The 23,489-nt window shown below is 76.0% G+C and carries 14 protein-coding genes and 3 pseudogenes; 5 read left to right on the forward strand and 12 right to left on the reverse strand.

The window, feature by feature from the left end; all coding sequences use genetic code 11:
• Positions 1-1,894 (forward strand): annotated as a pseudogene (locus ACH5AR_RS10780) (internalin); the annotation flags it as partial.
• Between the two features lie 120 nt (positions 1,895-2,014).
• Here ACH5AR_RS10780 and ACH5AR_RS10785 read toward each other — a convergent pair.
• The 6 genes and pseudogenes from ACH5AR_RS10785 to ACH5AR_RS10810 all read right to left on the reverse strand — a co-directional run.
• A pseudogene (locus ACH5AR_RS10785) lies at positions 2,015-2,796 on the reverse strand (ATP-binding cassette domain-containing protein); the annotation flags it as partial.
• Positions 2,797-2,818: 22 nt separating this feature from the next.
• Positions 2,819-4,387, reverse strand: coding sequence for an AAA family ATPase (locus tag ACH5AR_RS10790; RefSeq protein WP_396301022.1), 1,569 nt, complete (start codon positions 4,385-4,387; stop codon positions 2,819-2,821).
• 32 nt (positions 4,388-4,419) lie between these two features.
• The gene (locus ACH5AR_RS10795) at positions 4,420-4,977 is read right to left on the reverse strand and encodes a hypothetical protein (RefSeq protein WP_396301023.1); all 558 of its coding nucleotides are present in this window, start codon (positions 4,975-4,977) and stop codon (positions 4,420-4,422) included.
• Positions 4,974-5,159, reverse strand: a complete 186-nt coding sequence (locus ACH5AR_RS10800; protein ID WP_396301024.1) for a hypothetical protein — start codon at positions 5,157-5,159, stop codon at positions 4,974-4,976. The genes ACH5AR_RS10795 and ACH5AR_RS10800 overlap by 4 nt, the downstream gene beginning before the upstream one ends.
• Positions 5,156-6,946 carry a hypothetical protein gene (locus ACH5AR_RS10805; protein WP_396301025.1) on the reverse strand — a complete coding sequence of 597 codons (1,791 nt, stop codon included), beginning with the start codon at positions 6,944-6,946 and terminating at the stop codon, positions 5,156-5,158. The genes ACH5AR_RS10800 and ACH5AR_RS10805 overlap by 4 nt, the downstream gene beginning before the upstream one ends.
• A gap of 88 nt (positions 6,947-7,034) precedes the next feature.
• Positions 7,035-7,502 carry a hypothetical protein gene (locus ACH5AR_RS10810; RefSeq protein ID WP_396301026.1) on the reverse strand — a complete coding sequence of 156 codons (468 nt, stop codon included), beginning with the start codon at positions 7,500-7,502 and terminating at the stop codon, positions 7,035-7,037.
• A gap of 207 nt (positions 7,503-7,709) precedes the next feature.
• Between ACH5AR_RS10810 and ACH5AR_RS10815 the strand changes: the two genes are divergently transcribed.
• Positions 7,710-9,695, forward strand: a complete 1,986-nt coding sequence (locus tag ACH5AR_RS10815) for a caspase domain-containing protein (protein WP_396301027.1) — start codon at positions 7,710-7,712, stop codon at positions 9,693-9,695.
• A 4-nt stretch (positions 9,696-9,699) separates the two neighbouring features.
• On the opposite strand, the gene ACH5AR_RS10820 is transcribed toward ACH5AR_RS10815, so the two are convergent.
• The 6 genes from ACH5AR_RS10820 to ACH5AR_RS10845 all read right to left on the reverse strand — a co-directional run bounded on the left by ACH5AR_RS10820 (position 9,700) and on the right by ACH5AR_RS10845 (position 18,613).
• Positions 9,700-13,824 (reverse strand): CHAT domain-containing protein, encoded by a 4,125-nt coding sequence (locus ACH5AR_RS10820; protein ID WP_396301028.1) that lies wholly within the window; start codon positions 13,822-13,824, stop codon positions 9,700-9,702.
• Between the two features lie 57 nt (positions 13,825-13,881).
• Positions 13,882-14,535, reverse strand: coding sequence for an RES family NAD+ phosphorylase (locus tag ACH5AR_RS10825; protein WP_396301029.1), 654 nt, complete (start codon positions 14,533-14,535; stop codon positions 13,882-13,884).
• Between the two features lie 3 nt (positions 14,536-14,538).
• Positions 14,539-15,180, reverse strand: a complete 642-nt coding sequence (locus ACH5AR_RS10830; RefSeq protein WP_396301030.1) for a hypothetical protein — start codon at positions 15,178-15,180, stop codon at positions 14,539-14,541.
• A 10-nt stretch (positions 15,181-15,190) separates the two neighbouring features.
• Positions 15,191-16,309: a macro domain-containing protein gene (locus ACH5AR_RS10835; protein WP_396301031.1), complete on the reverse strand. Its 1,119-nt coding sequence runs from the start codon at positions 16,307-16,309 to the stop codon at positions 15,191-15,193.
• A gap of 536 nt (positions 16,310-16,845) precedes the next feature.
• Complete coding sequence (locus tag ACH5AR_RS10840; protein WP_396301032.1) at positions 16,846-17,547, reverse strand: response regulator; 702 nt, start codon at positions 17,545-17,547, stop codon at positions 16,846-16,848.
• The gene (locus ACH5AR_RS10845) at positions 17,519-18,613 is read right to left on the reverse strand and encodes a sensor histidine kinase (RefSeq protein WP_396301033.1); all 1,095 of its coding nucleotides are present in this window, start codon (positions 18,611-18,613) and stop codon (positions 17,519-17,521) included. The genes ACH5AR_RS10840 and ACH5AR_RS10845 overlap by 29 nt, the downstream gene beginning before the upstream one ends.
• A 469-nt stretch (positions 18,614-19,082) precedes the next feature.
• Here ACH5AR_RS10845 and ACH5AR_RS10850 point away from each other — a divergent pair.
• The 3 genes and pseudogenes from ACH5AR_RS10850 to dpgA all read left to right on the forward strand — a co-directional run.
• Positions 19,083-19,277: pseudogene (locus tag ACH5AR_RS10850) on the forward strand (2-isopropylmalate synthase); the annotation flags it as partial.
• 150 nt (positions 19,278-19,427) lie between these two features.
• A complete protein-coding gene (locus ACH5AR_RS10855; RefSeq protein ID WP_396301034.1) occupies positions 19,428-22,178 on the forward strand; it encodes an AAA family ATPase in 2,751 nt (916 codons plus the stop codon).
• A 140-nt stretch (positions 22,179-22,318) separates the two neighbouring features.
• Positions 22,319-23,449: a 3,5-dihydroxyphenylacetyl-CoA synthase DpgA gene (gene dpgA, locus ACH5AR_RS10860; protein WP_396301035.1), complete on the forward strand. Its 1,131-nt coding sequence runs from the start codon at positions 22,319-22,321 to the stop codon at positions 23,447-23,449.
• The last annotated feature ends 40 nt before the right edge of the window (positions 23,450-23,489 follow it).

Here is a 23,489-nt window from a genome sequence, read left to right on the forward strand (position 1 = left end):
GGTGGACGACGCGACGTACAACGACGACGCCAGCAACGGGGCCGTGTACGACCCCGCGGCCAAGCGGCTGACCTGGACCGGTGATGTCGCGAAGGGTGCCACGGTGGCCGTCACCTACTCGGTGACGGTCAACAGGCCGCCCACCGGGGACAAGGTCCTGACCAACGCCGTCGTCAACACCGACGGAAGCCCCTGCGCCCCGGGTGACTGCACCACCACCACACCGGTCAGGGCGCTGGAGATCCGCAAGACCTCCACCCCGGCCAACCCGCGCCCGGGCGACACGGTCACCTACACCGTGACCGTCACCAACGCCGGCCAGGCCGACTACCGGGGTGCGTCCTTCACTGACGACCTGTCGGGTGTGGTGGACGACGCGACGTACAACAACGACGCGAGCGCAGGGGCCGTGTACGACCCCGTGGCCAAGAAGCTGACCTGGACCGGTGATGTCGCCAAGGGCGCCACGGTGGCCGTCACCTACTCCGTCACCGTCGACAACCCGCCCACCGGCGACAAGGAACTCGCCAACGCGGTCACCTCGACCCCCGACGTCACTTGCGCCGCCTGCGGGACGAACACCCCCCTGCCGGCCCTGACCATCGACAAGTCCGGCACCCCCAAGGACATCAAGGCCGGCGACACGGTCACCTACACGCTCACCGTCACCAACACCGGCCAGGCGGACTACCCCGGTGCGACGCTCACCGACGACCTGTCGGGTGTGGTGGACGACGCGACGTACAACAACGACGCCAGCAACGGGGCCGTCTACGACCCCGCGAGCAAGAAGCTGACCTGGACCGGTGACGTCGCCAAGGGCGCCACGGTCACCATCACCTACAGCGTGACCGCCACGCTCACCGGTGACGGGAAGCTCGCCAACACCGTCACCGCCCCGGGCTCCAACTGCGTCCAGGGCAGCGGCGACCCGCGCTGCGGCGAGACCCTGCCCGCCCCCAGGCTGGAGATCACCAAGACCGCCGCACCCGTCGCCGCCGTGCCCGGCGGCACCGTCACCTACACCATCGCGCTGAAGAACACCGGCACCGTGGCGTACAAGGGCGCCACGTACACCGACGACCTCACCGGCCTGCTGGACGACGCCACCTACAACGACGACGCCCGCACCACCGGCGGCGCCGTCCGCTACCAGCGCCCGCTGCTGACCTGGGACGGCGACGTCCCCGCAGGCGCGACCGTCACCACCACCTACACCGTCACCGTCGACGACCCGCCCACCGGTGACCTCCTCCTGGGCAACGCCGTCACCAGCACCTCCACGACCAACTGCCCGCGACCCATGCCGATCCGGGCCGCGCAGGCGATCGACCCGAACTGCACCACGACCACCCCCGTCCAGCGCCTGACCGTCATCAAGGCCAACAAGCCCGGCGGCCCCGTCGCACCGGGCGACACCATCACCTACACCATCACCGCCACCAACAGCGGAAAGGCCGACTTCAACCCGGCCACCTTCACCGACGACCTCAGCGGTCTCCTCGCTGACGCCACCTACCACGACAACGCCACCGCCGACAGCGGGACCGTCACCCGCACCGGTACCACCCTCACCTGGACCGGCCCGCTGAGCACCGGCCAGAGCGTCACCCTCACCTACACGGTCACCGTCAAGCCCGACCCCGTCGGCACGCACCTGCGCAACGCGGTCACCTCGACCACCCCCGGCTCCACCTGCGTCGAGGGGACCGACCCCCGGTGCGGCACCGACAACCCCATCATCCCGACGACACAGCCCCCGCCCCCGCTGCCCCCGACCGGCGCCGGCCCGGGCACCGGACCCACCGCCCTCCTGGCGCTGCTCACCGCCCTCGTCGGGACCGCGCTGGTCACCCTCTCCCACCGCACCCGCCGCCGGAGGGAGAGCCACTGACACACAGCTGAACACCGGGCACAGTGACGCGGCCGGGTTCGCGGGACGGGCAACCGCCCCCCGGATCCGGCCGTCGGCTTGTCCGGCGGGCCGGAGGACTCAGGACTCCGGGCTCAGGACTCAGGTACCGCCGTTCCGGGACCGCCAGAGCGCGGCGTACGGGCCGCCCGCGGCGAGCAGTTCGTCGTGGGTGCCGAGTTCGACGATGCGGCCCGCCTCCATGACGGCGACGCGGTCGGCGTCGTGCGCGGTCTGCAGCCGGTGGGCGATGGAGATGACGGTGCGGTCCGAGCGGACGGCGGCCAGCGCCCGCTCTGCCTGCCGGGCGGTCGTCGGGTCGAGCAGCGAGGTGGCCTCGTCGAGGATCAGGGTGTGCGGGTCCGCCAGGTGCACCCGGGCCAGGGTGAGCTGCTGCGCGCGGGAGGCCTCCAGCTCGACGCCGCCCGAGCCCAGCCGGGTGTCCAGGCCGTCCGGCAGGTCGGCCACCGGTCCGCCTCCACGGCCTCCAGCGCGGCGAGGACGGCCGCGTCGTCCGCCTCGGGCGCGGCCATGGTCATGTGGTCGCGCAGGCTGCCCACGAACACGTGGTGCTGCTGGGTGATGAGGACGATGCGGTTGCCCAGCCGGCCCGCCGCGGCCAGGTCGGCCACCGGGACGCCGCCGACCAGGACGCTGCCGGTGTCCGGGGCGTCCACGCCGGACAGCAGCTTGCCGAGGGCGGACTTTCCGGCCCCCGAGCGGCCGACCACGGCCAGCCGCTCGCCGGGGCGGACCCGCAGCTCGACGTCCCCGAGCACCTCGCGCCCGGGGAGGTAGGAGTAGCCCACGGCCGTCCTCGGATGGGGTCGGGGGCGTCGGCGAGCGGTTCGGCGGTCCGGCGCGCCGACGGGCCGGCGAACCGGAACCACCGGACCGGTGCGGCGCTCAGTCGCGCATGAAGACCACCCGCCGGGCCGGGCCGGACTGGCCGGGGACGGAGGTGCTCATCGCGGGGCGGCCCGCCGGGACGGCGCGCTCGCGGCCCCAGGCCCGGATGTCCTCCAGCTGCTCCGGGTTGGTGCGGCTGAACGGCGTCATGTTGGTGAAGGTGTCCAGCACGAAGGAGAGGTCCGGCTCGGCCGTCCCGCCGTCGAGGTGGACCTGGGCGGCGACGTCGTGCAGCGCGGCCTCGATGTCGGAGCCGGCGAAGCCCTCGGAGAGGTCGACCAGCCGCTCGACCTGGTCCGGGTCGGGGTCGAGGCGCAGGTAGCGCCGGTAGTACAGCTCGATGATCTCCTTGCGGTCCTGGTCGTCGGGCAGGTCGACGAAGAACAGCTCGTCGAAGCGGCCCTTGCGCAGCAGCTCGGGCGGCAGGCTGCGGACGTCGTTGGCGGTCGCGACGACGAACGCGCGCGACTGGGACTCCTGGAGCCAGAACAGGAACTGGCCGATGATCCGCTGCGGCACGCCCGACAGGTCGTGCCCGCCCGCCAGGCCCTTCTCGATCTCGTCGATCCACAGCACGCACGGCGACACCCGGTCGGCGGTCTCCAGCGCCTCGCGCATCCGGCCCTCGGACTCGCCCAGGTACTTGCCGTGGATGCTGGCCATGTCCAGCCGGTAGAGCGGCAGTTGCCACTCCGCGGCGATCGCCTTGGCGGACAGCGACTTGCCGCACCCCGGGACGCCGACCAGCAGCACGCCGCGCGGCGGCCGCAGTTCGGTGCCGCGCAGGTCCGCGTGCATCAGCTGGTGCTTGCGCTTGAGCCAGGCGCGCAGGCTGGTCAGGCCGCCCACCGAGTACTCGGAGGACTTCAGGTGGACCCGCTCCAGGCCGGCCAGGTCGCTGAAGATCCGGTCCTTGGCGCGGGCCAGCGCCAGCACGTCGTCCTTCTCGACCCTGCCCTTGGCGACGATGGTGGCCATCAGGTTGACGGCCTCCCCCTCGGTGACCCCGATCAGGAACTCGGAGGCCCGCCGGGCGTCGTCCTCGCTCCAGTCGATCGGGACGACGCCGTGGTGGTCGTCCAGGAAGCCGCGGACGATGCCGTGCATCTCCTCCGTGGTCGGCAGGTCGAGTCGCAGGCTCATGCCGAGGCGCTGGAGGCCGCTCCAGATCGGGTTGTCGGTGATGAGCACGATGCTGCCGGCGTTGGCGTCGGCGAGCCGGGCCAGCTCGGCGACGTGGCGGGCGGTCGGGCCGTCGACGTCCAGGCCGTCCGGGTCGACCAGCACCAGCGTCGCCTGCGGGCGGGCGGCGAACTGGGCGGCCGCGAACTCCATCGCGCCGACGAACGAACGGTCGTCCTGCATCGGGCTGTTGGTCCGCAGGTCGCGCAGGCCGGTGGCGCGGGTGTAGACCCAGAACGGCAGGTTGCCGCTGCGGGACTGGGTGGCGACCTCGCGGACGAGGCGCAGCGCGCGCTGCTGTTCGATGGTGCGCAGGCCGATGACCGGCACCCGGGCGGTGAGGTAGCTGCCGAGGTCCCGGCGGCTGTCGGCGTAGTCGGGCATGGGAGCCTTCCGGCGTCGGGGGAGGGGACGGGTCAGCCGCGGACGATCCGGCGGCGGGGCGCGGCGGCCGGGTCGTACGACCAGCCGTCCCGGGCGGCCGGGGCGGCCTCGTCGATCACCGTGGTGAGCGGGTTGTCGCGCAGGGTCCGGCGGCGCTGCTCCAGCCAGGCCGGATCGGCGTCGAGCGCGGCGAGCCGGTCCAGTTCGTGCTCCAGGTCGGCCTGGCAGCGGCGGATCCGGGTGTCCACGACCTCGGCCAGCCGGGTGCGGAACTCCTCGTCCAGCCCCGGGTGCCCGGCCAGCGCCCGGACGGCCCGCAGGCCGGTCCTGGCCTGGGCCAGCACCCGGCCCGCGCCGAACTCGTCGGGGGCGGCGTTGAGCGCGGCGGTCAGCGCGTCGGACCAGCCCTGCAGCCGCCGGGTGAGCGCGTCGGTGACGCGCACCCGGAACCGCTCACGGGCGTCCTCGGGGAAGTCCGCGAGGACGAGCGGCGGCAGCGCGGAGCCGTCCTCCGGCCCGCCGTCCGCCCAGCGCTCCAGGAAGTCGGCCCAGGCCCGGTAGGAGCCGCCGGAACCGATCAGGCCGGTCACAGCCCGGTGCCCGGACGGCGGACGTGGAGTTCGCCCGGGGGCAGCGGCTCCCAGTCGGGCAGGCCCTCGACGAGCCGGCGCAGCCGGTTGGTGGCGCGCTCGGTGGTGGGCCGGGGGCTGGCGGCCCAGGGGGAGCCGGCCGTCGGCGGCCGGCGGGGCGGCGGCGGGGGAGGGGTGGTCACCGGGTGCTCCCTTGCTGGGTCTGGTGGTCCTTGGTGAGGACGGTGCGTCCGTCGAAGGGGGAGGGGCCGCGGCCGGAGCCGGCCAGCGAGGTGATCATCGCGCGGGCCTGCTGCTCGACCGCGTCGGCGGCCCGGTAGCGGGACTCCCAGTCGGCCAGTTCGGCGGCGGCGCCGCGCAGTTGGAGCAGCGAGTCCTGTTTCGCCTGGTCCAGGACGCGCCGCGCGGAGTCGACGATCCGGCGGCCGGCCTCGTTGCGGTTGTACAGCACCAGGCCCCAGACCCCGCCGACGACCGCGGCCGCGACGAGGGCGAACGCCGGGCTGACGCCGAGGAACACCAGCAGGATCAGCGCGACGGTGCCGGCCAGCGGCACCAGCTTGCGCTTCAGTGGGTAGGCGAGGGCGGCGAGGAAGGGCTGGCTGTGGCGGTCCCAGTGCTCGGCCAGCGAGCGCTCCAGCACCTCCAGCGGCGTGGTGAAGGCGCCCGTCCACGGCGGCAGCTGGAAGGTCTGCGCGCCGACGCTGTGGGACGAGCCGAGCACCGCGTGCACCTCGGGCGGCACGGCCCGGCGGTAGCCGAGCGCGAAGGCGGCGTGGGCGTCGGCGAACCACTCGTGGCAGGCGGCGACGGCCAGCCGCTGGGTGGCGGCGGAGGCGCCGATGGCGCTCGGGTTGAGCGCGGCGGTGGACTGCACGGTCAGGTAGTCGAGCGTCTCGTCCAGCGAGGCCGCGTCGACCTCGACGGCGTGCCGCGCGCCGTCCACGTCCCCGTCGTGCTCGACGACCGCGTGGTTGAACGCGAGGTCGCGGCGCAGCGGCAGCTCCTCGTTGTCGTACTCGGACACCAGCCGGTCGAGGATGTCGTCGATGGCGTCCTCCAGGCGGTCCGACGCCGGGCTCTCCTGGGCCATCAGGGCGGTGTACTTGTCCAGCAGCCGCTGGTGCGCGCGGGCGCCCGACAGCGCCGCGTCCAGCTGCGGCCACTGCGGGGAGAGCGCCGCGAGCCGGGGGAACTCCGCCTGGGCGCCCGGCGTGCGCAGCGACTCGATCTCGGCCAGCCAGCGGCGGACCTGGGCGGCCCGGGCCGCGTCGTCGCCGAGGAGCGTCGCCCGCCAGCCGGACAGGGTGTCCTGGAGCAGTTCGCGCCCGGCCGCGCCGAACGCGCCCTGCGACAGCGACTCCAGGATGACGGCGAACTCCCGGCCCAGCCGGGCCGGGTCCTGGGCGATCAGGTAGTGGCGCAGCCAGCGCACCGCGACGGCCTGGCGCCGCTGGCGGCGCAGCACGAGCGCGAACAGCAGCGAGGTCCGCTCGGGCGAGCGGCGGAACGCCTCGTCGACCGCCCGGTCGCACAGCGTCCGGTCGTCGGCGGCCCAGGCCGCGAGGGCGACGAGGGCCGGCGCCAGCCAGTAGCGCGGGGTCTGGATCATCAGCTGCTCGCTCACCGTGCGCACGGTGTCCTCGGAGACGAGGCCCGTGTCGAAGGCCTGGAGCATGCCGACGGCGGTGCGGCGGACGGCCTTGTGGTGGCCGAACTCGTGGTCGAGCTTGTCCTGGATGACGCCGATCCTGGTCTCCGCCCGCTGGACGGCGGCGGTCAGTGTGGACTGCCGGACGAAGGCGAGGAACTCGTTGCGCAGGTCGGCCAGTTCGCCGCGGGTCTGCTGCTGGGCCGCGTTCACCGCGGTCACCTGGCCGGACACCGCGCCGACCTGCTCGCCCAGCCGGACGACCATGTTGTTGACCTGCTGGACCTGGCCGCGCAGATAGTGGTCCACCTCGGTCATGCTTCGCTCCGATCAGTGCAGTGCTGGTGCGGGAGGTCAGTGCTGTGCTGGTGCGGGAGGCCCGGGCGGGGCGGGGCCGGGAGGAGGGTCACGGCCGGACCACCGAGCCGTCCCGGAGGACCGGCAGGACCAGGCCGCTGCTGTAGACCTCGACGAAGGCGTAGGCGCCGGTGCGCACGATCATGCGGGCCGACCCGAACGGCTCGGGGAGCCGGTCGCCGGGCGTGAAGTGCTGCAGGATCACCTGGAAGAGGTCCATCAGGTGGTCCACGTACGGGGGGCCGAGGTAGCAGGTGGCCAGCAGGCCCAGCGGTACGTCGCCGTAGGCCGTCCGGTAGTGCTCCCGCAGCCAGCCGGACAGCTCGGCGCAGGCGGCCGGGTCCAGCCCGGCGTCCAGGCGGCGCACCGCTTCGAGCAGGTCCTGCGGCCGCGGCCGCAGCTGGTCGGCGCTCGCGCCGGACCTCGTGGTGCGCGCCGGGGCGGCGGCCGCCCGGGCGGGCGGTGCGGCGGCGGGCCCGGGGCGCACGATGCGCCGGGGCCCTTCGATGGATCCCATTGATTCCCCCGAACCCGATGGCGTGATGTGGACCGCTGCGGCCGGAAACCGTCGGCGGTCGCCCGAGCAGGATAGTGACGGAACATCAAGAAAGCGAAGCGTTCGCGGGCGGGACGGGCCCGGCGCCCGGAAGGCGCCCGGAAGTCGACCGCTCCGTGCCCGGAGCGCCGCCCGGCGGCCCCGACCGGGCTGCCACACTTGCTCGCCATGGGGAACGTCCACGCACTTCTGGTCGGGATCGACGACTACACCGCCCTCGGGCACGACGCGCTGAGCGGCTGCGTCAACGACGTGACGGCGGCCGGGGAGTGGCTGCGCCGGCGGGTCGGGGAGCGGCTGGTCGCGCACCGGCTGCTGGACCGGCAGGCCACGGTGGCCGCGGTCCGGGCGGGCATCCGCGAGCACCTCGGGCAGGCCGGCCCGCGGGACACCGCGCTGCTCTGGTACGCGGGCCACGGCACCGAGTTCGACGTCCGCACCGAGGAGGAGGCCCGGATCGAGGCCACCGGCCGCTGCCAGGCGCTGGTCTGCGCCGACGGCCCCCTGGTGGACAAGGAACTCGCCGTCCTGCTGGGCGAGGTGGCCGCGACCGGCGCCCACCTGGCCGTGGTGCTCGACTGCTGCTACGCGGGCGGGGCGACCCGCAGGCCGACGGGCCGGCCCGCCGTCCGCTCCCTGCCCGCGGACCCGGCCTGGCACGGACGGGCCGTGCGCCCGCGGCCCTCCGCCGCCGACGCGCGGCCGGGCGGGCCCCGGGACGCGGCGGGCGCGCGGCCGGAGCGGGCCGGGCACCTCCTGCTGGCCGCGAGCCGGCTGGACCAGGTCTCGCACGAGGACTGGTTCGACGGCCGCCGCCACGGCGTGTTCACCCACGCCCTGCTGGGCGCCCTGGACGAGGCCGGGCCCGGTGCGAGCTACCGCGAGGTCATGGCCGCCGCCCGGTGCCGGGTCCAGGCCTGGGGCGACGTCCAGCACCCCACCCTCACGCCGCAGGAGCCCGGCGGCCCCGCCGACCGGCCGTTCCTCGGCGGGGCGGTCCGCCCGGGCAGCCCGCACCTGCTGACCCACGGCGCGGACGGCTGGGAGGTCGACTGCGGCCGCGTCCACGGCCTGGGCGACGGCGCGGGCGGCGGCACGGAGTTCACCGTCACCGGCGGGAGTACCGGCGGGAGCACGGAGGGCGGCGCCGACGGCGCCGGGGACCGGCCCGGGACCGTCCGGGCCAGGACCGTCCACACCCGGCACACCCTCGTCGACCCGGTCGGCTGGGAGCCCGACCGGACCAGGGTCTACCCGGTGGCCCCGTCCGCGCTCGCGCTGCCCCCGACGACGGTGCTGATCGAGCCGGGCGCCCCGGCGGCGGAGCGGCTGCTGCGCGAGGCGATCGCCACGGCGGGCCCCGGCGGCGGCCCGTCACCGCTGCTGCGCGCCACCGGCGACCCGGCCGCGGCGGGCGACCTGCTGCTGAGGGTCGACCCGGCCGGCGGGCGGGCCGTGATCACCCAGCGGGACGGCACCGGCACCGTCGAGCCGCTGCCGCTCACCGGCCCCGCCGAGGCCCGCACCGTCGTCGACTGCCTCGAACACCTCACCCGCTGGTACCGGCTCCAACGGCTCTCCAACCCCGGCTCGGACCTCGCCACCGCGGTGCGGATCGAGATCCTCCCGTGGGACGACCCGGCGGCCGGACCGCTGCTGCCCGACGGCAACGGCGAGATCGTCCGCGCCTACGAGCCCGACGCGGGCGGCTGGCTGGAGCCCCGGGTGGGCATCCGGCTGCACAACCGCTCGCACCGCCGCCTGTGGTGCGCCCTGTTCGACCTGACGGACCGCTACCGCAGCCACTCCACGCTCTACCGGGGCGACTTCGTCGGACCGGGGCGCACCGGCCACGCCCTGGACGGCCGGCCGGTCACGCTGTCGGTGCCCGCCGAGCGCGCGGTGCCCGGCGGCCAGACCCGCGACTGGCTCAAGCTGATCGTCGCGGAGGAGGAGCTGAACACCGTGCCGTTCCACCTGGGCGCCTGGGACCCGGCCCGCCCGGCCGTGCGCGGCGGCGGCACCCCCGACGGCGTGCTGCGCTTCACCGCCCGCGGCGGCACCGGCCGCGACCTCGGCGAGGGCCGCTCGACCGGGCGCTGGGCCACCCGGACCGTCGCCCTGCGGACGGTGGTCCCCGGGCCGCGCGGCTGACGCCTCACCGCCCGAGGTGGGTGAACCCGGCCCAGGTGGTCAGGTCGTCGGGCTCGACCGCGCGCGCCCGCGCGGCGAGCGCCGGCGGCATCCCGGGCGGCGTCACCCGCGCCCGGTCCAGCATCCACAGCTGGGCCGAACGCAGCGCCCGGGCGGGCGGCTGCCCCGCGCTGCGCAGGAAGTGGTGCGTCATGAACATCAGCACCGAGGTGGCGTCGTCCGGCACCGTCCAGAGCGAGCCCACCACCGAGCGCGCGCCCGCGACCAGGAACGCCGTCGCCAGGCTGTAGGCCTCGTTGTGCCCCCGCCCGGACACGTGGCTGCTGCACGCCGCCAGCACCACCAGGCCCGGCCGCGCCGAGCCCCCGGCCGTCATCGTCTCGGTGAGCACCTCGGCCGCCAGCTCGCCGCCGCTCAGCGACAGGTACGAGCTGTGCCGGTCGTTCGCCGCCACCGTGCCGTGGCAGGCCAGGTGCAGGACGGCGCCCGCGCTGCGGCCGTCGCGCAGCCACTCCAGCACCTCCTGCGGCGTCCCGCTGCCGTCCGGCGGGCCCGAGCGGCGCCGCCCGAGGTAGCGGCCCCGGGGGTAGAAGCTGCGGTGCAGCGCGTCGGCCTCCTCGCCCGCGCCGCGCAGGTCGCCGGTGGGGTCGCCGACGATCAGCGCCGCCGGCGAGTACGGCAGGTCGGCCCGCCGGGAGACGTCGCAGACCAGCCGGGCCGAGGCCGCGTAGGAGATCTCCGCCTCCTCGACGGCGTAGCGCCGCCGCCCCGCGTTGCCCGGCTCGTACGCGGCGTGCCACGGCACCGTGCCGAGCGCCCCCATCGGGACCAGCACCAGGCGCGGCGCCCTGCCCCCGCCGACGAACGGGGCGAGCGCGGTGAGCAGCGGGCGCATCGCGGCGTACCAGGCCCAGGAGCAGAGCCGGTCCAGCTGCCGGCGCAGCGGCGGGGGCGCCTCGCCGGGCGCGGTGGCGGGCCCGAGGTCGCGGGCCGCCTCGGCGCCCGGGCGGTAGTCGCGCACCGGCCCGGCGTCCTCGCGCAGCCGGGGCAGCGGCAGCGAGCGCACCCGCCCGTCGTCCGTCACCACGACGGCCGCCCCGCCGCCGTCCGGCGAGGCCGGCACCAGGTAGGCCAGGGCGTCGACGCCCAGCCGGCGCAGCGCGGCCCCGACCTCCTCCGGCTCCGGCGGTTCGAGCAGCCCGTCCGCGGAGCCGTCCGCCCGGGCCGCGTCGGCGAGCACCGCCAGCACCTGGCCGCGCAGCCGGCTCGGCACCGTCCGCGAGGGCCGGACCATGGCGCTCTCCCCGGGGGCGGGCTCGGCGGCGCCGGAGCGCAGCCACTCCTCGGCGAGGTCCGGCCGCCCGACGGCGACCAGCCGCTCCGGGACGGAGCGGGAGACCGCGGCCGCGTGCAGCACCAGGCCGCGGCAGGAGTCCAGCGCGGTCAGGGCCTGCTCCGGCACGTCGTCCTCCAGGCACCAGGCCGCCGCCTCCAGCGCGGCCTCGGTGGCCCGGGCGGCGGCGGTCGCGGCGTGCTCGGTGCCGGACTGGAGCAGCGCCGCCCAGGCGAAGCCGCGCAGCGCGTCCAGCGCGGCGTGCCGGCCCCGCCGGCGGTCGTCGCGGGTGGCGTCGGCGCGCGTGCGGTAGGCCCGGCCGAGGGCGAGGCAGGAGGACGCCCAGAGCCGGTGCTCCGGGCCGTCGAGCCGGGCGACGGCCCGCTCCAGCCAGGCCACCCCCGCCTCGTAGCCGCGCCGGTCGCCGGTCGCGGCGGCCTGCCCGGTGCGGCCGTTGCCGAGGGCCATCGCGTAGCGCGCCCAGTCCTCGGAGTCCTCGTCGACCTGGGCGAGCGCCTCCTCGATCAGCTCCAGCCCCTCGGCCAGCAGTCGCAGGTCGTAGTGGTCGCCCGCGGTCAGGCAGCGGGCGATGCCGCTGTCGCCGAGGACCCAGGCCCGGTGCTCGCGGGGCAGCCGGGCGGCCTGCCGGCGCAGCTCGGCCACGGTCGGGCGGCCCGCGGGCGGGGCCAGCTCGCGGGCCCCGAGCCGGCGGGCGAGCGCGTTGCGCAGGTTGTGGGAGTGCTCCAGCTGCAACCAGACCTCGGGGCGGCTCGGGTCCTCCGGGTCGAGCCCGCGGTGCACGGCGGCGAGTTCGGCGAGGGCCCGGTCGGCGCCGGCCAGGTCGTCGCGCGCCGCGGCGCGCTGGGCCTCGTAGCCGGCCCGCTGGCCGTCCAGCAGCAGCCGCAGGTACGGGCTGAGCCGCGGCTCCTCGCGCAGCCGCTCCCAGGCCTCGATCGCGGCGTCCGTCTCGTCGCCGCGGGCCTGGAGCTGGCCGAGCTGCGCGGTGGCCAGGGCGCGGGCCAGGTCGAGCCCGGTCCGGAGGTCCTGGTGGTCCGCGCCCAGGAGTCCGGCCGCCTCGTCCAGGTGGGCCAGCGCCTCCTCGGCGGAGGCGGCGTCGCCGGTGGCCATGCCGCGGCGGACCAGGAAGGAGCCGAGCAGGCCCCGGACGGAGGCCTGTTCGGTGTCCGAGCCCTCGAAGGCGGCGGCGTCCCGGTAGAGCGCGGCCTTCTCCGCCTCGCCGACCAGGGTGCCGTGCGGGTCGATCATCGGGAGCATGCCGAGCAGCCTGGCCCCGAACAGGGCGCGCTCGGAGCTGTTCGGGGGGAGGTCGGACCAGGTGCGGTAGAGCTGCCCGAACCCGTCCGTGACGTGCCGGTCGACCACCAGGTCGTTGGCGAGGTGGCTGAACTCGCCCTCGTTGAGGTTGAAGAAGGTCCGGCCGGCGGCGATGTCGTCCTGGAGCTCCTGGTAGGCCGTCACGGCGTCGGCGTAGACCGGGGCGTCGGCGTCGGCCGGCAGCCAAGGGCCCCCGCCCGCCTGCTCGTGGTGGGCCCAGGCGCGCAGGATCCGGGCGGTGCGCCGGACTTCCGACGGCGCGTCCTCGGCGCCCTGCGCCGCGGTCGTGCCGCGGAGCACGTCCGGCAGCCGCCGCCGGTCCCGGTCGTCGCGGTAGCGGGCGTGCTGGAGCACGGCCAGCAGCATGGCCGGGGCCCACAGCACGCCGTCCCGTTCCGGCTCCCAGCGGCGGACGGCCTCCTGGAGCAGCCCGACGGCGCGGTCGCGGCCGGCGTCGTCGTCGCGCTCGGCGGCCCGGTCGTAGAGCAGTCGGCCGAAGGCGTCGAGGTAGACCGGCGGGAGGGTCTCCAGGGCGCCCGGCCGGGCCAGCACCGGTGCCAACTCCGCCTCGGCGGCGGCCGGGTGGGTGCGGTCCTCCCACTGCCACCAGAGCAGCGCGCGGATGAAGATCGCCCTCGTCCCGGCCTCCGCGGCCCAGTCCGGCGGCTCGGCCGAGCGCTGCCGGGCGGCGGCCAGGGCCGCGCGGAACTCCCGGCGGGCCTCCTCCAGTTCGGCCCGGTCCCGGCGGTGGCGGCCGGTCCACAGCAGCGAGGTGGCCAGCCCGTACCGGAGCAGCGGCACGTCGTCCCCGTCGGGCGAGGCCGCGAGCGCCGCCCGGTAGGCGGCCACCGAGGCGTCGGCGTCCTCGGCGGTGTTCGCCAACCGGGCGCGCTCGTAGTGGAGATGGCCCAGCTCGGTCTGGAGCTCGGTGCCCTCCGGGCTGCCCGGTGCCGCGTCGGCGAGCGCGTCGCGGTGGCGGCGCAGGGCGTCGCCGAGCAGGTGGAGGCGCTCGGCGAGCGGGGCGTCGGGCGTGATCCGGGCCCGGGCGATCGAGGCGGCCAGCCGCCGGCCCAGCACCTGGACGTTGGGGTACGCGTCGGGGTCGGCGGCCAGGGCGCGCAGCCCCGCGTCGACCAACCGGTGGGCGTGGTCCAGGAGCCCGGCCGACGGGGCGAGGTCGTACTGGAGTGCGCGGACGTGCCCGTACAGCACCCGCCAGGCGTGCCAGGGTGCCTCGTCGCCGGGCCGGGCGAAGGCGCGCTCCATCGCCTCGGCGGCCAGCCGGAGGTCCTCGGGGCGGTCCTGGTCCAGGTGCAGCCGGTAGCTCAACTCACCGGCGGTGGCCCATAGTTCCGGCGCGTCCGGGTCGTCGGGCGCGTGCGCCGCCTCGGCGAGCAGTGCGTCCCGCTCGGCGCGCAGTTCGTCGTCGGTCGGCTCGACCGGCTCGGTGCTCTCTTCCACGGCGGTGCTCCTGGTGGCGGGGCGGTCACGGGGCGACCGGGGCGCGGTGCGGGGTGGTCACGGGGCGACCCGGGCGTGGTACGGGGCGAGCACGGCGTCGAGCCGGCGCAGCCCCTCCTCGGTGTCCAGGTCGACGGGCGGGACGCCGGCGGGCTCGACCGCGTCCGCGGGGCAGCGGTCCAGGAACAGCACCAGGGCCCGGTCCGCCGGTTCGCGCTTGGAGGGCCAGACGAAGCCCTGCGCCCAGGGGCCGGTGCGGGCGCGGATCCAGTGCCCCCAGGCCCGGGTGAACGGGTACTCCGCCGCCTCCGCCTGGACCAGCCAGGCGTCCTGGGCCACGCTCGCCAGGTCGCGCCCGGCGACCAGGGAGACCACGGTGACCTCGCGCGCCAGGCGCAGGAAGGACAGCCGCCGGCCCCGGACGGCGGCCCGCGGGAGCAGCCGCGGCCCGGCGGCGGGGTCGAACGGGACGGAGCGCAGCAGGGTCTCGCAGACGGCCGCCTCCACGGTCAGCCCCGCGTACAGGAAGCCGTAGGCGTCGAGCGCCGTCCCGTCGAAGCGGCCGCCGCCGTAGAAGCAGTCGGCCGGGTTGTCGTTGAAGGCGGTGGCGGAGCGCCGGGCCGAGTGCACCCGGACCAGCTCCGTCCCGGCGGGCAGGGCCACCCTCGTCGGGTCCCCGGGCAGCCGCTCGGGCGGGCGGACGTTGACCACGGACTACTCCTCCTCGGTCAGGTAGCGGGCGGCCTGGACGAGCCGGTCGTCCTGGCCGGTGCCGAGCAGGGCGGACGGGACGGCGCCGAGCAGGGCGTCGCGGGACAGCCACCAGTCGGTCACGCCCCACGGGTCCCGGTCGCCGTCGAGCACGGTGCTGACGTCCAGGACGGCGATCCACGGGGTGGCGGCCTCGGCGAACTGGAAGGCCGGCAGCCGGACCTCCCCGGCCGTACCGGTCAGCCGGAGCAGCCCCGGCGCGTCCGGGTCCCCGCCCAGCTCCCGGACCGCGGCGGCGGTCAGCGCCGGTGCGGCGAGCAGCCGTCGGCGCACCTCGCCCAGGACCGGGCCCACCATCCGGGAGCCGTCCAGGACCAGGACGGCGAGGTCGGAGGCGTGGAAGCCGAGGTGGGCGACGTCCACCGCGCCGGCGGTGAACCGCGGCGTACCGGCCCCGGCGGACTGCGGCAGCAGCGGCAGCAGGAGCCGCGCCGCCTGTTCGGCGGCCTCCTGCCGGCCGGTGCGCTCGGCCCCGCGCAGCCGCTCCAGCAGCGCGGCCAGCCGGGCGGCCGGCCCGGCGGCGAGCAGCGGCGCCAGGCGGTCCCAGTCCGCGGCCGCCGCGGCGAGCACCAGGTAGGGGTTCATCCGTGTCCTCTCAGCCGGCGCCGAGCAGGCGCTCGACGACGTCGGCGGCCGCCGGCCGGCGCATCACCAGGTGGACCTGCCAGCCGGCGCCGCGGGCGGCCTCGGCCTCCACGGCGGCCCAGAGCGCGCCGAGGCTCGCCTCGTACCGCAGGCCGCCGCGCCCCGAGCCGAGCAGCGGGAAGGCCACCGACCGCAGCGGCGGGTCGAAGGCGGTGCGCTCGGCGGCCATGGTGGCGAAGACCCGGGCGGCGGCCCGGGTGACGTCGGCCAGCAGGACGTCGTAGTCGTTGCTGTCCGAGCGGGGAACGGCGGTGACGGCGTGGTAGATCCGCCGCACGCCCTGCTCGGCGAGGCGGCCGGCGCCGGTGGCGGCGACGGTGCCCGGGGCGACGGCCCGCCCGGCCACGCCGTGCCGCTCGGCCCAGGCGCGCAGCTCGTCGTGCACGAGGTCCTCCACCACGTCGCCGCCGGGCCCGCGGCGCGCGCCGGCCCGGCGCAGGGCCGCCGCCACCGAGGACTTGTAGGTGGCCGGCAGGGCGAGGTAGGTGTTCGCCGGGGACACCACGACGTCGACGTCCCGCAGCAGGTCGACGGGGTGGACGTGCAGGGTGAGCGGCACCGCCCGGCCGGCCGCCGACGCCCGGACGGTCCGGTGGGTGGCGGGCAGGGGGTGCGGGGCGGCGGCGGGCCCGGGCCGGGGCGGCGGCGCGGCGAGTTCGGCCAGCTGCTGCGACAGCTGGTCGAGCAGCAGCACCTCGTGGTGCTTGCGGAAGCGCTCGACGCTCACCCCGTACACGGCGGCGGCGCGCCGGCGGCGGTCGGCGGCGGCCCAGTCCCGGGTCCCCGGGGCCAGGCCGAGGCTGAACCCGGCGGCGTCCCGCAGCGTCCCGGCGTCGGTCCGGGACAGCGCCAGCCGGAGCACCTCCTCGACGGCGGCGGCCCGCGAGGCGCGCCCGCCGGGCGGCTGGGCCCGGGCCGCGATCCGCTCCAGCGCCGGCAGCTCCAGCTCCCGCAGCCGTACCACGCCCGCCCGTCGGACCCTGCGGAGGTCCGCCACGATCGACTCGTGGTCGGGGGCCCGCTCGGGGCCGCGACCGGGCGCGTCGTCGCGGGGGAGATCGTGCGGCATGGGCGACAGGATTCCACCGGGCCGACGGCCGGGACAAGTTCGGGGGCGGCTGCGGCCGCGGCCGGGACGGCGGTGCCCCGGAGCGGACCTGACGTGGCGTCACGCCGGGTGCCGGTGGCCGCGCCCCTCGGGTCGGGTGGGCGGGGAACAGGCCCGCGGCCGTCGGTGTGGTGGCCGGCACCATTGCCGAGCGGGGGCGACTTCCGTACCTTGGTCCGGGCTTTGGCCGCCGGAGGGCCGCCCTTGACCTCGCGGGCCCGGCCCCGCCGTCGGACCGGTGCCGGACGGCCGGTCCGGGGAGCGGCGGGCCAATGGCCGGAGAATTCCTCCCCTGCCCCGAATTCCCCCCCTTCCCGGAATTTCGCAGCGGGGCTGCGGAAATGTGCTTCGCTTACGAAGGGAGGTGGACCCCGACCGCACGGTGCGAGGCCCCGGGGCGGGCGGTGCGGGGGCGGTAGGTGGTCGGCAGGGGTTGAGCCCCCGGGGCGGCTCCGGAGAGGCTGGGGGCAGGCCGACCGACCGGGCGGCGGCCCGGGTCAGCCCGCCCGGTGGCGGTGGCAGGACTGGTCGCGCGGAGGGGGGATCAGGGAGGCGGCGATCGCCTTGTTCACCGCGTCGATCCGGGAGACGGCGCCCAGCTTGGCGAAGACGTTGCGCAGGTGCCGTTTGACGGTGGCCTCGGTGATGAGCAGCCGGGTGGCGATCTGCCCGTTGCTCAGCGCCTGGGCGACCAGTTCGAGGATCTCCAGCTCCCGGGCGGACAGCACGTTCTCCGTGACGCCCTGCATCCGGGCCAGGCTGTCCCGGGAGACGGCCAGGACCATCCGGTCCGAACCGCGGTGGACGCCGCGGACCGCCGCGACCAGCTCGTCACCGCACACGCTCTTCAGCAGGTAGCCCCGGATGCCGGCGTTGATGAGCCGTCGGAGCAGCTGGGGGCCGTCGTACATGGACAGCATGATGATCTGCGAGGACGGCGAGAGCGCCCGCATCCTGGTCACGGTTTCGGTGGGCTCGCCGTCCGGGAGCTCGACGTCGAGCAGCACGACGTCCGGCCGGTGCCGGGCGACCTGGGCGATCGCGTCGCCGCTGTTGGCGGCCTCGCTCACCACCACCATGTCGTCCTGCGACTCCAGGATCTCGCGCACCCCCTCACGGACCAGGGCGTGGTCGTCGACCAGGACGACACGGGTGGTGGCGGCCGCGGAGTCAGCAGCTCTGGCGTCGCGCGGGTTCATCGAGGGGCCGTCCTTTGAGAGGTACCGAGAGATCCACCCTGGTGCCGTTGCCCGGGCGGCCGTTGACCAGCAGCCGGCCGCCGAGCAGTTCGGCCCGTTCGCGCATCGAGGACAGTCCGACGCCGTCGGCGGACGGGCACTCCTGCGGCAGGCCGCAGCCGTCGTCCTCGACGGAGGCACGGAGCTCGTTGGGGGTGACCTCGACGTTCACCAGCAGCACCGTTGCCCTGGCGTGGCGGAGGGTATTGCGGACGCCTTCACGCAGGATCAGGAACACCTCGTCGAGCACCTCGGGCGGGGCCCAGGCCTCGTTCCCGTTCACCCGCAGCCGGGCGGCCACCTCGTCGGACTCCAGCGCCTCCAGGTCGTGGAGCAGCGCCTTCTCCAGGCTCCGCGGGGGCTGCCGGGTGTGCAGGTCGGAGGTGACGGCGCGCAGGTGGTGCATCGACTCCTGGATGGCCTGCTGGGCGGTGGCCAGCTTGGCGCTCGCGCGGTCCGGCTGCTTGTCCAGGTAGAGGGTGTAGAGCTCCAGCTGGCGGTGGGTCACGCTCATGCCGTGCCCGATCCGGTCGTGGAGCTCGCGGGCGATCCGGCGCCGCTCGGCGAGCTGCGCCTCGTGGATCTTGTCGGCGAGTAATCCGGTGTACGCGACCACCGACTCGCGGATCCGCAGGGTGATGCTGCGCTCCAGCGCCAGGGTGATCAGGGAGATGGTGTCCACCTGCCGCGGCCCCTGCGGCAGATGGCTGAATATCGTCGACAGCGCGGCGTGGAAGAGGACGGAGGAGGCCTGGACGGACTCGCGGGGATGGACGCCGTCGGCCGCGCGTGTCGCGCCGACGTCCCAGGCGGTCAGCTTGTACGCCTGGTCGACCTCGACCTGCCCGGCGCGCAGGCTGTTGACCACGTCGGCGACGATCTGCCGGGCGTTGGCCAGGGCCTGGGCCAGCGACACCGGGTTCTGCGCGATGGCGTTGCCGGCGGCCCGCAGCCCGGCCTCGTAGGCCTCGGCGATCTCGGGCGTGTGTTCTTCGATCAGGTCCGCCACCTGTTGGCGAGTCGTCAAGGCTGCCTTCTCCAAACCGGTCACGTGCCGGCCCCCGTGTCGCCTTGGCCAAGCGGGGTCAAGATACCAGAACGCGGTGTCAATTCCAGGGCAAGAAGAGGGGCCGTGGGGGCAGTTCCGGCCGGTCGAGCGTGCTCGAATCTTCAACTAGTTCCATGGTCGGCCGGAATGGTCCGGCTGCGGAGAAATGCGCGGCGGCCGGGCCGCCGGTGGTACCGGGGCAGGAGGGGGAGTGGCCCGAGGGCGCAGCGCCCGCTACTCCTTTCGATACCTCCCGCTCATCCCTCCGGCGCGGATTGGGCCGACCACGCTCGCGGGACCGTTGTCCCGGGCTCCGGCGGCTCTCTAGCGTGGCGGAAGCGGGGGTTCCGCGGGCTGTCGCCGCGTCCTGGACCCCTCCTGCATGTCCGCAACAAGAACAGTACTTCCCGCATGTTCGCAACAAGAAACCGTTGTGAGGAACCAGACCGTGAAGGCTGACCGGCCGCACCGGCGCTACCAGGCGCTCGTCCCGTTGACCCTGCCCGACCGCACCTGGCCGGACCGGACCCCGACGGCGGCGCCGCGCCGGCTCTCCACGGACCTGCGGGACGGCAACCAGGCGCCGGCGGGCCCGATGCCGCCGGCCCGCAAGCTCGCCCTGTTCGACCTGCCGGCGGCCATGCGGATCCCCGCCCCGGCCCGCGCGCCCGGGCGCCGCTGACCGCCCACCGACCTCCCCACGGATCACCACCGGGCACCGCCGCCGCCCCCACGGAGCCGGTCACCCGCCCGGGTACCCGAAACACCGCACACACGAGAGAAAGTCCGAGAGATGAAGCTGGTCGAACGCGATGAGCACCTGGCCCTGCTGGCCGGTCTGCTGGCCGAGGCCGTCGGGGGCAGGGGACGGATCGCCGTGGTGGGCGGCCCGGCGGCCACCGGTACGAGCGCCCTGCTGGACGAGTTCGTCGAGCAGGCGGCCGGGGCGGGCGCCCTGCCGCTGACCGCCGTGGGCTCGGCCGCCGAGACCGGACTGCCGCTCGGCGTGCTGGGCCAGCTGCTGCGCGGCGCCCCGGTGCCGGCCGAGCAGCGGGCGGCCGTCCGCGAACTGCTCGCCGCCGGTGCGGACGGCCGGGAGTCGGCCGCCCGGGAGCTGAGCGCGCTGCTGCTCGACCTGGCCGAGCGGCAGCCGCTCGCCCTGGTGGTGGACGACGTCCAGCACGCCGACCAGGACTCGCTGGCCTGCCTGTCCCACCTCACCCGCCGACTGGGCCGCTCCCGGATCATGGCCGTCCTCGGCCGCTCCGGCCAGGGCGACCCGCGCACCGCCGGGTTCCACTTCGAGCTGCTGCGCCGCCCCGGCTGCCACCGCCTGGTGCTGCCCCTGCTCACCCCCGACGGCGTGGCGCGGCTGACCGCCGAGCGGCTCGGCCCGGCGGCCGCCGACCGGCTCGCCGCCGAGTGCCACCGCGTCAGCGGCGGCAACCCGCTGCTGCTCACCGCGCTGCTCGACGGCCGGCTCGCCGCGGTGCGGGCCGGCGGGGCCGCCGAGGACGCCCTGACCGTCGGCGACGGCTACGGGCAGGCGGTGCGCGACCTGCTGCACCGGGCCGGCCCCGGACTGCTCCCGCTCGCCCGGGCCCTCGCCGTGCTCGGCGAGCGGGACACGGTGGCCCGGCTGCTCGGCGTGGAGGGCGCGCAGGCGGCCCTCGGCCTGCGCGCCCTGGAGGAGTGCGGCCTGCTGGACTCCCGGGGCTTCCGCCACGAGGCCGCCCGGGCCGCCGTCCTGCTCGACACCCCCGCCGAGCACCGCGCCGAACTGCACGGCCGCGCTGCCGCGCTGCTGCACGCGGGCGGGGGCGCCGCAGCCGTGACGGCCGAGCACCTGCTGGCCGCGGGGCGGGCCGAGGAGGCCTGGGGCGTCCCGGTGCTGGAGGAGGCCGCCACGCTCGCGCTGGCCGAGGGCCGGGTCCGCCGGGCCGTCGAGTACCTGCGGCTGGCCTGCCGGGTCTGCACGGACGGGCCGCGGCTGGCCCGGCTCAGGACGGCCCTGGTCCGCGCCGAGTGGCGGATCAACCCCAGCGCGCCGATCCCGCTGCTCGACGACCTGACCGGCGCCCTGCACCGCGGCCACCTGCGCCCCGCCGACGGCCTGGTGCTCGCCAAGGCCCTGCTGTGGCACGGCCGTTTCGAGGACGCCCGCGACGTGCTGTCCCGGCTCGGCCCGGAGAGCGGCCCGCACGACCCGGAGACGGCGGCCGAGCTGCGGGCCGTCCGGCCGTGGCTGCGCTGCTGGTACGCGCCGGTGCTGGAGCACCTGCCGTCCGCCGGGGAGGAGCCGGGCCCACGGCCCGGGCCGCCGTCCACCGCGGTCGGCTGGCGGCTGGAGGCGGCCACCGCGCTGGACACGGTGCTCAGCCGCGGGCCGTCCGAGCCGGTGGTCGCCGAGGCCGAGCGGATCCTGCGCACCTCCCGGCTGGACGCGCCGGGCATGGACACCGTCGAGTCGGCGCTGCTCGCACTGACCTACGGCGACCGGGCCGACCGGGCCGCGCCCTGGTGCGACGCCCTGATCGCGGAGGCGGTCGACCGGCAGTCCCCCGGCCGCCAGGCGCGGCTGGTGGCCATCCGGGCCGAGATATGCCTGCGGCAGGGGGACCTGCCCGGCGCCGAGCGGCACGCCCGGCAGGCGCTGGAGATCATCCCGGCCGGCAGCTGGGGGGTGGCCGTCGGCGGCGCGCTGGCCGGCCTGCTGACCGCGCTGACCGCGATGGGCCGCCACCGGGAGGCCACCGACCAGCTGAACCTGCCCGTCCCGGAGGCGATGCTGCAGAGCCGCCACGGCCTGCACTACCTGGAGGCCCGCGGCCGGTACCGGCTGGCCACCGGCCACCTGAACGCCGCGCTCGCGGACTTCCTGGCCTGCGGCGAGCTGATGGGCCGCTGGGGGCTGGACGTGCCCGGCCTGGTCGCCTGGCGCGGCGGGGCGGCCGAGGCGATGCTCCAGCTGGGCGACCGCGACGGCGCCCGCCGCCTGCTGGAGGAGCAGCTCGCGCTGGCCGGCCAGTGCGCGCCGCGCGCCCGCGGCGTGGCGACCCGGCAGCTCGCGGCCACCTGCGACCTGCGCCAGCGCCCGGCCCTGCTGCGCAAGGCCGTGGACATCCTCCAGGAGGCCGGCGACCGCTACGAGCTGGCCCGGGCGCTGGCCGACCTGGCCCGCACCTACCACGACCTGGGCGAGCTGCGCCGGGCCCGGCTGACCGGCCGGCGCGCCTGGATGCTGGCCGAGGAGTGCCGGGCCGAGCCGCTCACCCGGCTGCTGGGCGTGGAGTTCGGCTGGAGCAGCGGCGACCAGTCGGCCCGGGAGAGCGCCCCGGCCGCGCCCGAGTCGGTGCTCAGCGACGCCGAGTGCCGGGTCGCCGAGCTGGCCGCCCACGGCTACACCAACCGGGAGATCGCCAAGCGGCTGTACGTGACGGTCAGCACCGTGGAGCAGCACCTCACCCGGGCCTACCGGAAGCTGCGGGTCAGCTCCCGGGTGGACCTGCCCGCCGCGATGGGCTCGCTGACCAGGGCCGGCTGACCCCCCGGAGGAGCCGGGCAGGGGCCCCCTCGGGGACAGGGGGCCCTAAGGGGCGGACCGGGGTGTCCGGGGGAGTCCCGCGCTGTTGGAATGCGTCTGTCAGTCGTCCATGGCCGGAATTTTCCAGAAAGGGGGGCGACATGGCGCTGACCCTGTCAGAGAAGGACGTGTCACCGCTCGCGGGACAGCACGGGGCACTGCCCCGGATCGTCGGCATCGCCACCGCGAACCCGCCGGACTCCTACGCGCAGAGCGACATCCTCGACATCTTCGGGATCTCCGACCAGCGCATCCGGTCGCTCTTCACGAACAGCGCGATCGACCGCCGCTTCCTCATCCTCCCGCCGGAGGGGCCGGACGGCGCCCGGCGGATGGAGACCCAGGGCGAGCTGCTGCGCAAGCACCGCACCGCGGGCGTGGAGATGGGCGCGCGGGCGGTGCGCGCGTGCCTGGCGCGCACCGGCCTGGACCTCTCCGAGATCGGCTACATCTGCTGCGTCACCACCACCGGCCTGCTCACCCCCGGGCTCTCCGCCCACCTGATCAAGGAGCTCGGCCTCGACGTCCGCACCAGCCGGCTCGACGTCGTCGGCATGGGCTGCAACGCCGGCCTCAACGGCCTCACCGCGGTGGCCGGTTGGGCCGCCGCCAACCCCGGGCGGCCGGCCCTGATGGTGTGCGTCGAGACCTGCTCGGCGGCCTACGTCTTCGACGGCACGATGCGCACCGCGGTGGTCAACAGCCTGTTCGGCGACGGCGCCGCGGCGGTGGTCCTGATGGCCGACCCGGACGGCCTGCTGGAGCGGCCGGACAGCCCGGTCCGCGCCGAGGGCCCGACCGTCCTGAAGTTCTCCAGCCGGATCATCCCCGAGGCCGTGGACGCGATGCGCTACGACTGGGACGACGACCAGGGCAAGTTCAGCTTCTTCCTGGACCGCGACGTGCCGTACGTGGTCGGCGCGCACGCCGAACTCGTCGTCGACCGGCTGCTGGAGGACACCGGCCTGCGGCGCAGCGACATCGCCCACTGGATCGTCCACTCCGGCGGCAAGAAGGTCATCGACTCGGTCCAGATCAACCTCGGACTGACCCGGTACGACGTGCGGCACACCACCGGCGTGCTGCGGGACTACGGGAACCTCTCCAGCGGCTCGTTCCTGTTCTCCTACGAACGGCTGATGGCCGAGGGCCAGGTCCGCCCGGGGGACCTCGGCGTCTTCATGACGATGGGCCCGGGATCGACCATCGAGACGGCCCTCGTCCGGTACTGACCGGAACCCATCCGACCCAGCCCGCACCTTCCGCGCACCT

The sequence above is a fragment of the Kitasatospora sp. NPDC018619 genome (assembly GCF_044391605.1).
Taxonomy (GTDB): Bacteria; Actinomycetota; Actinomycetes; order Streptomycetales; family Streptomycetaceae; genus Kitasatospora.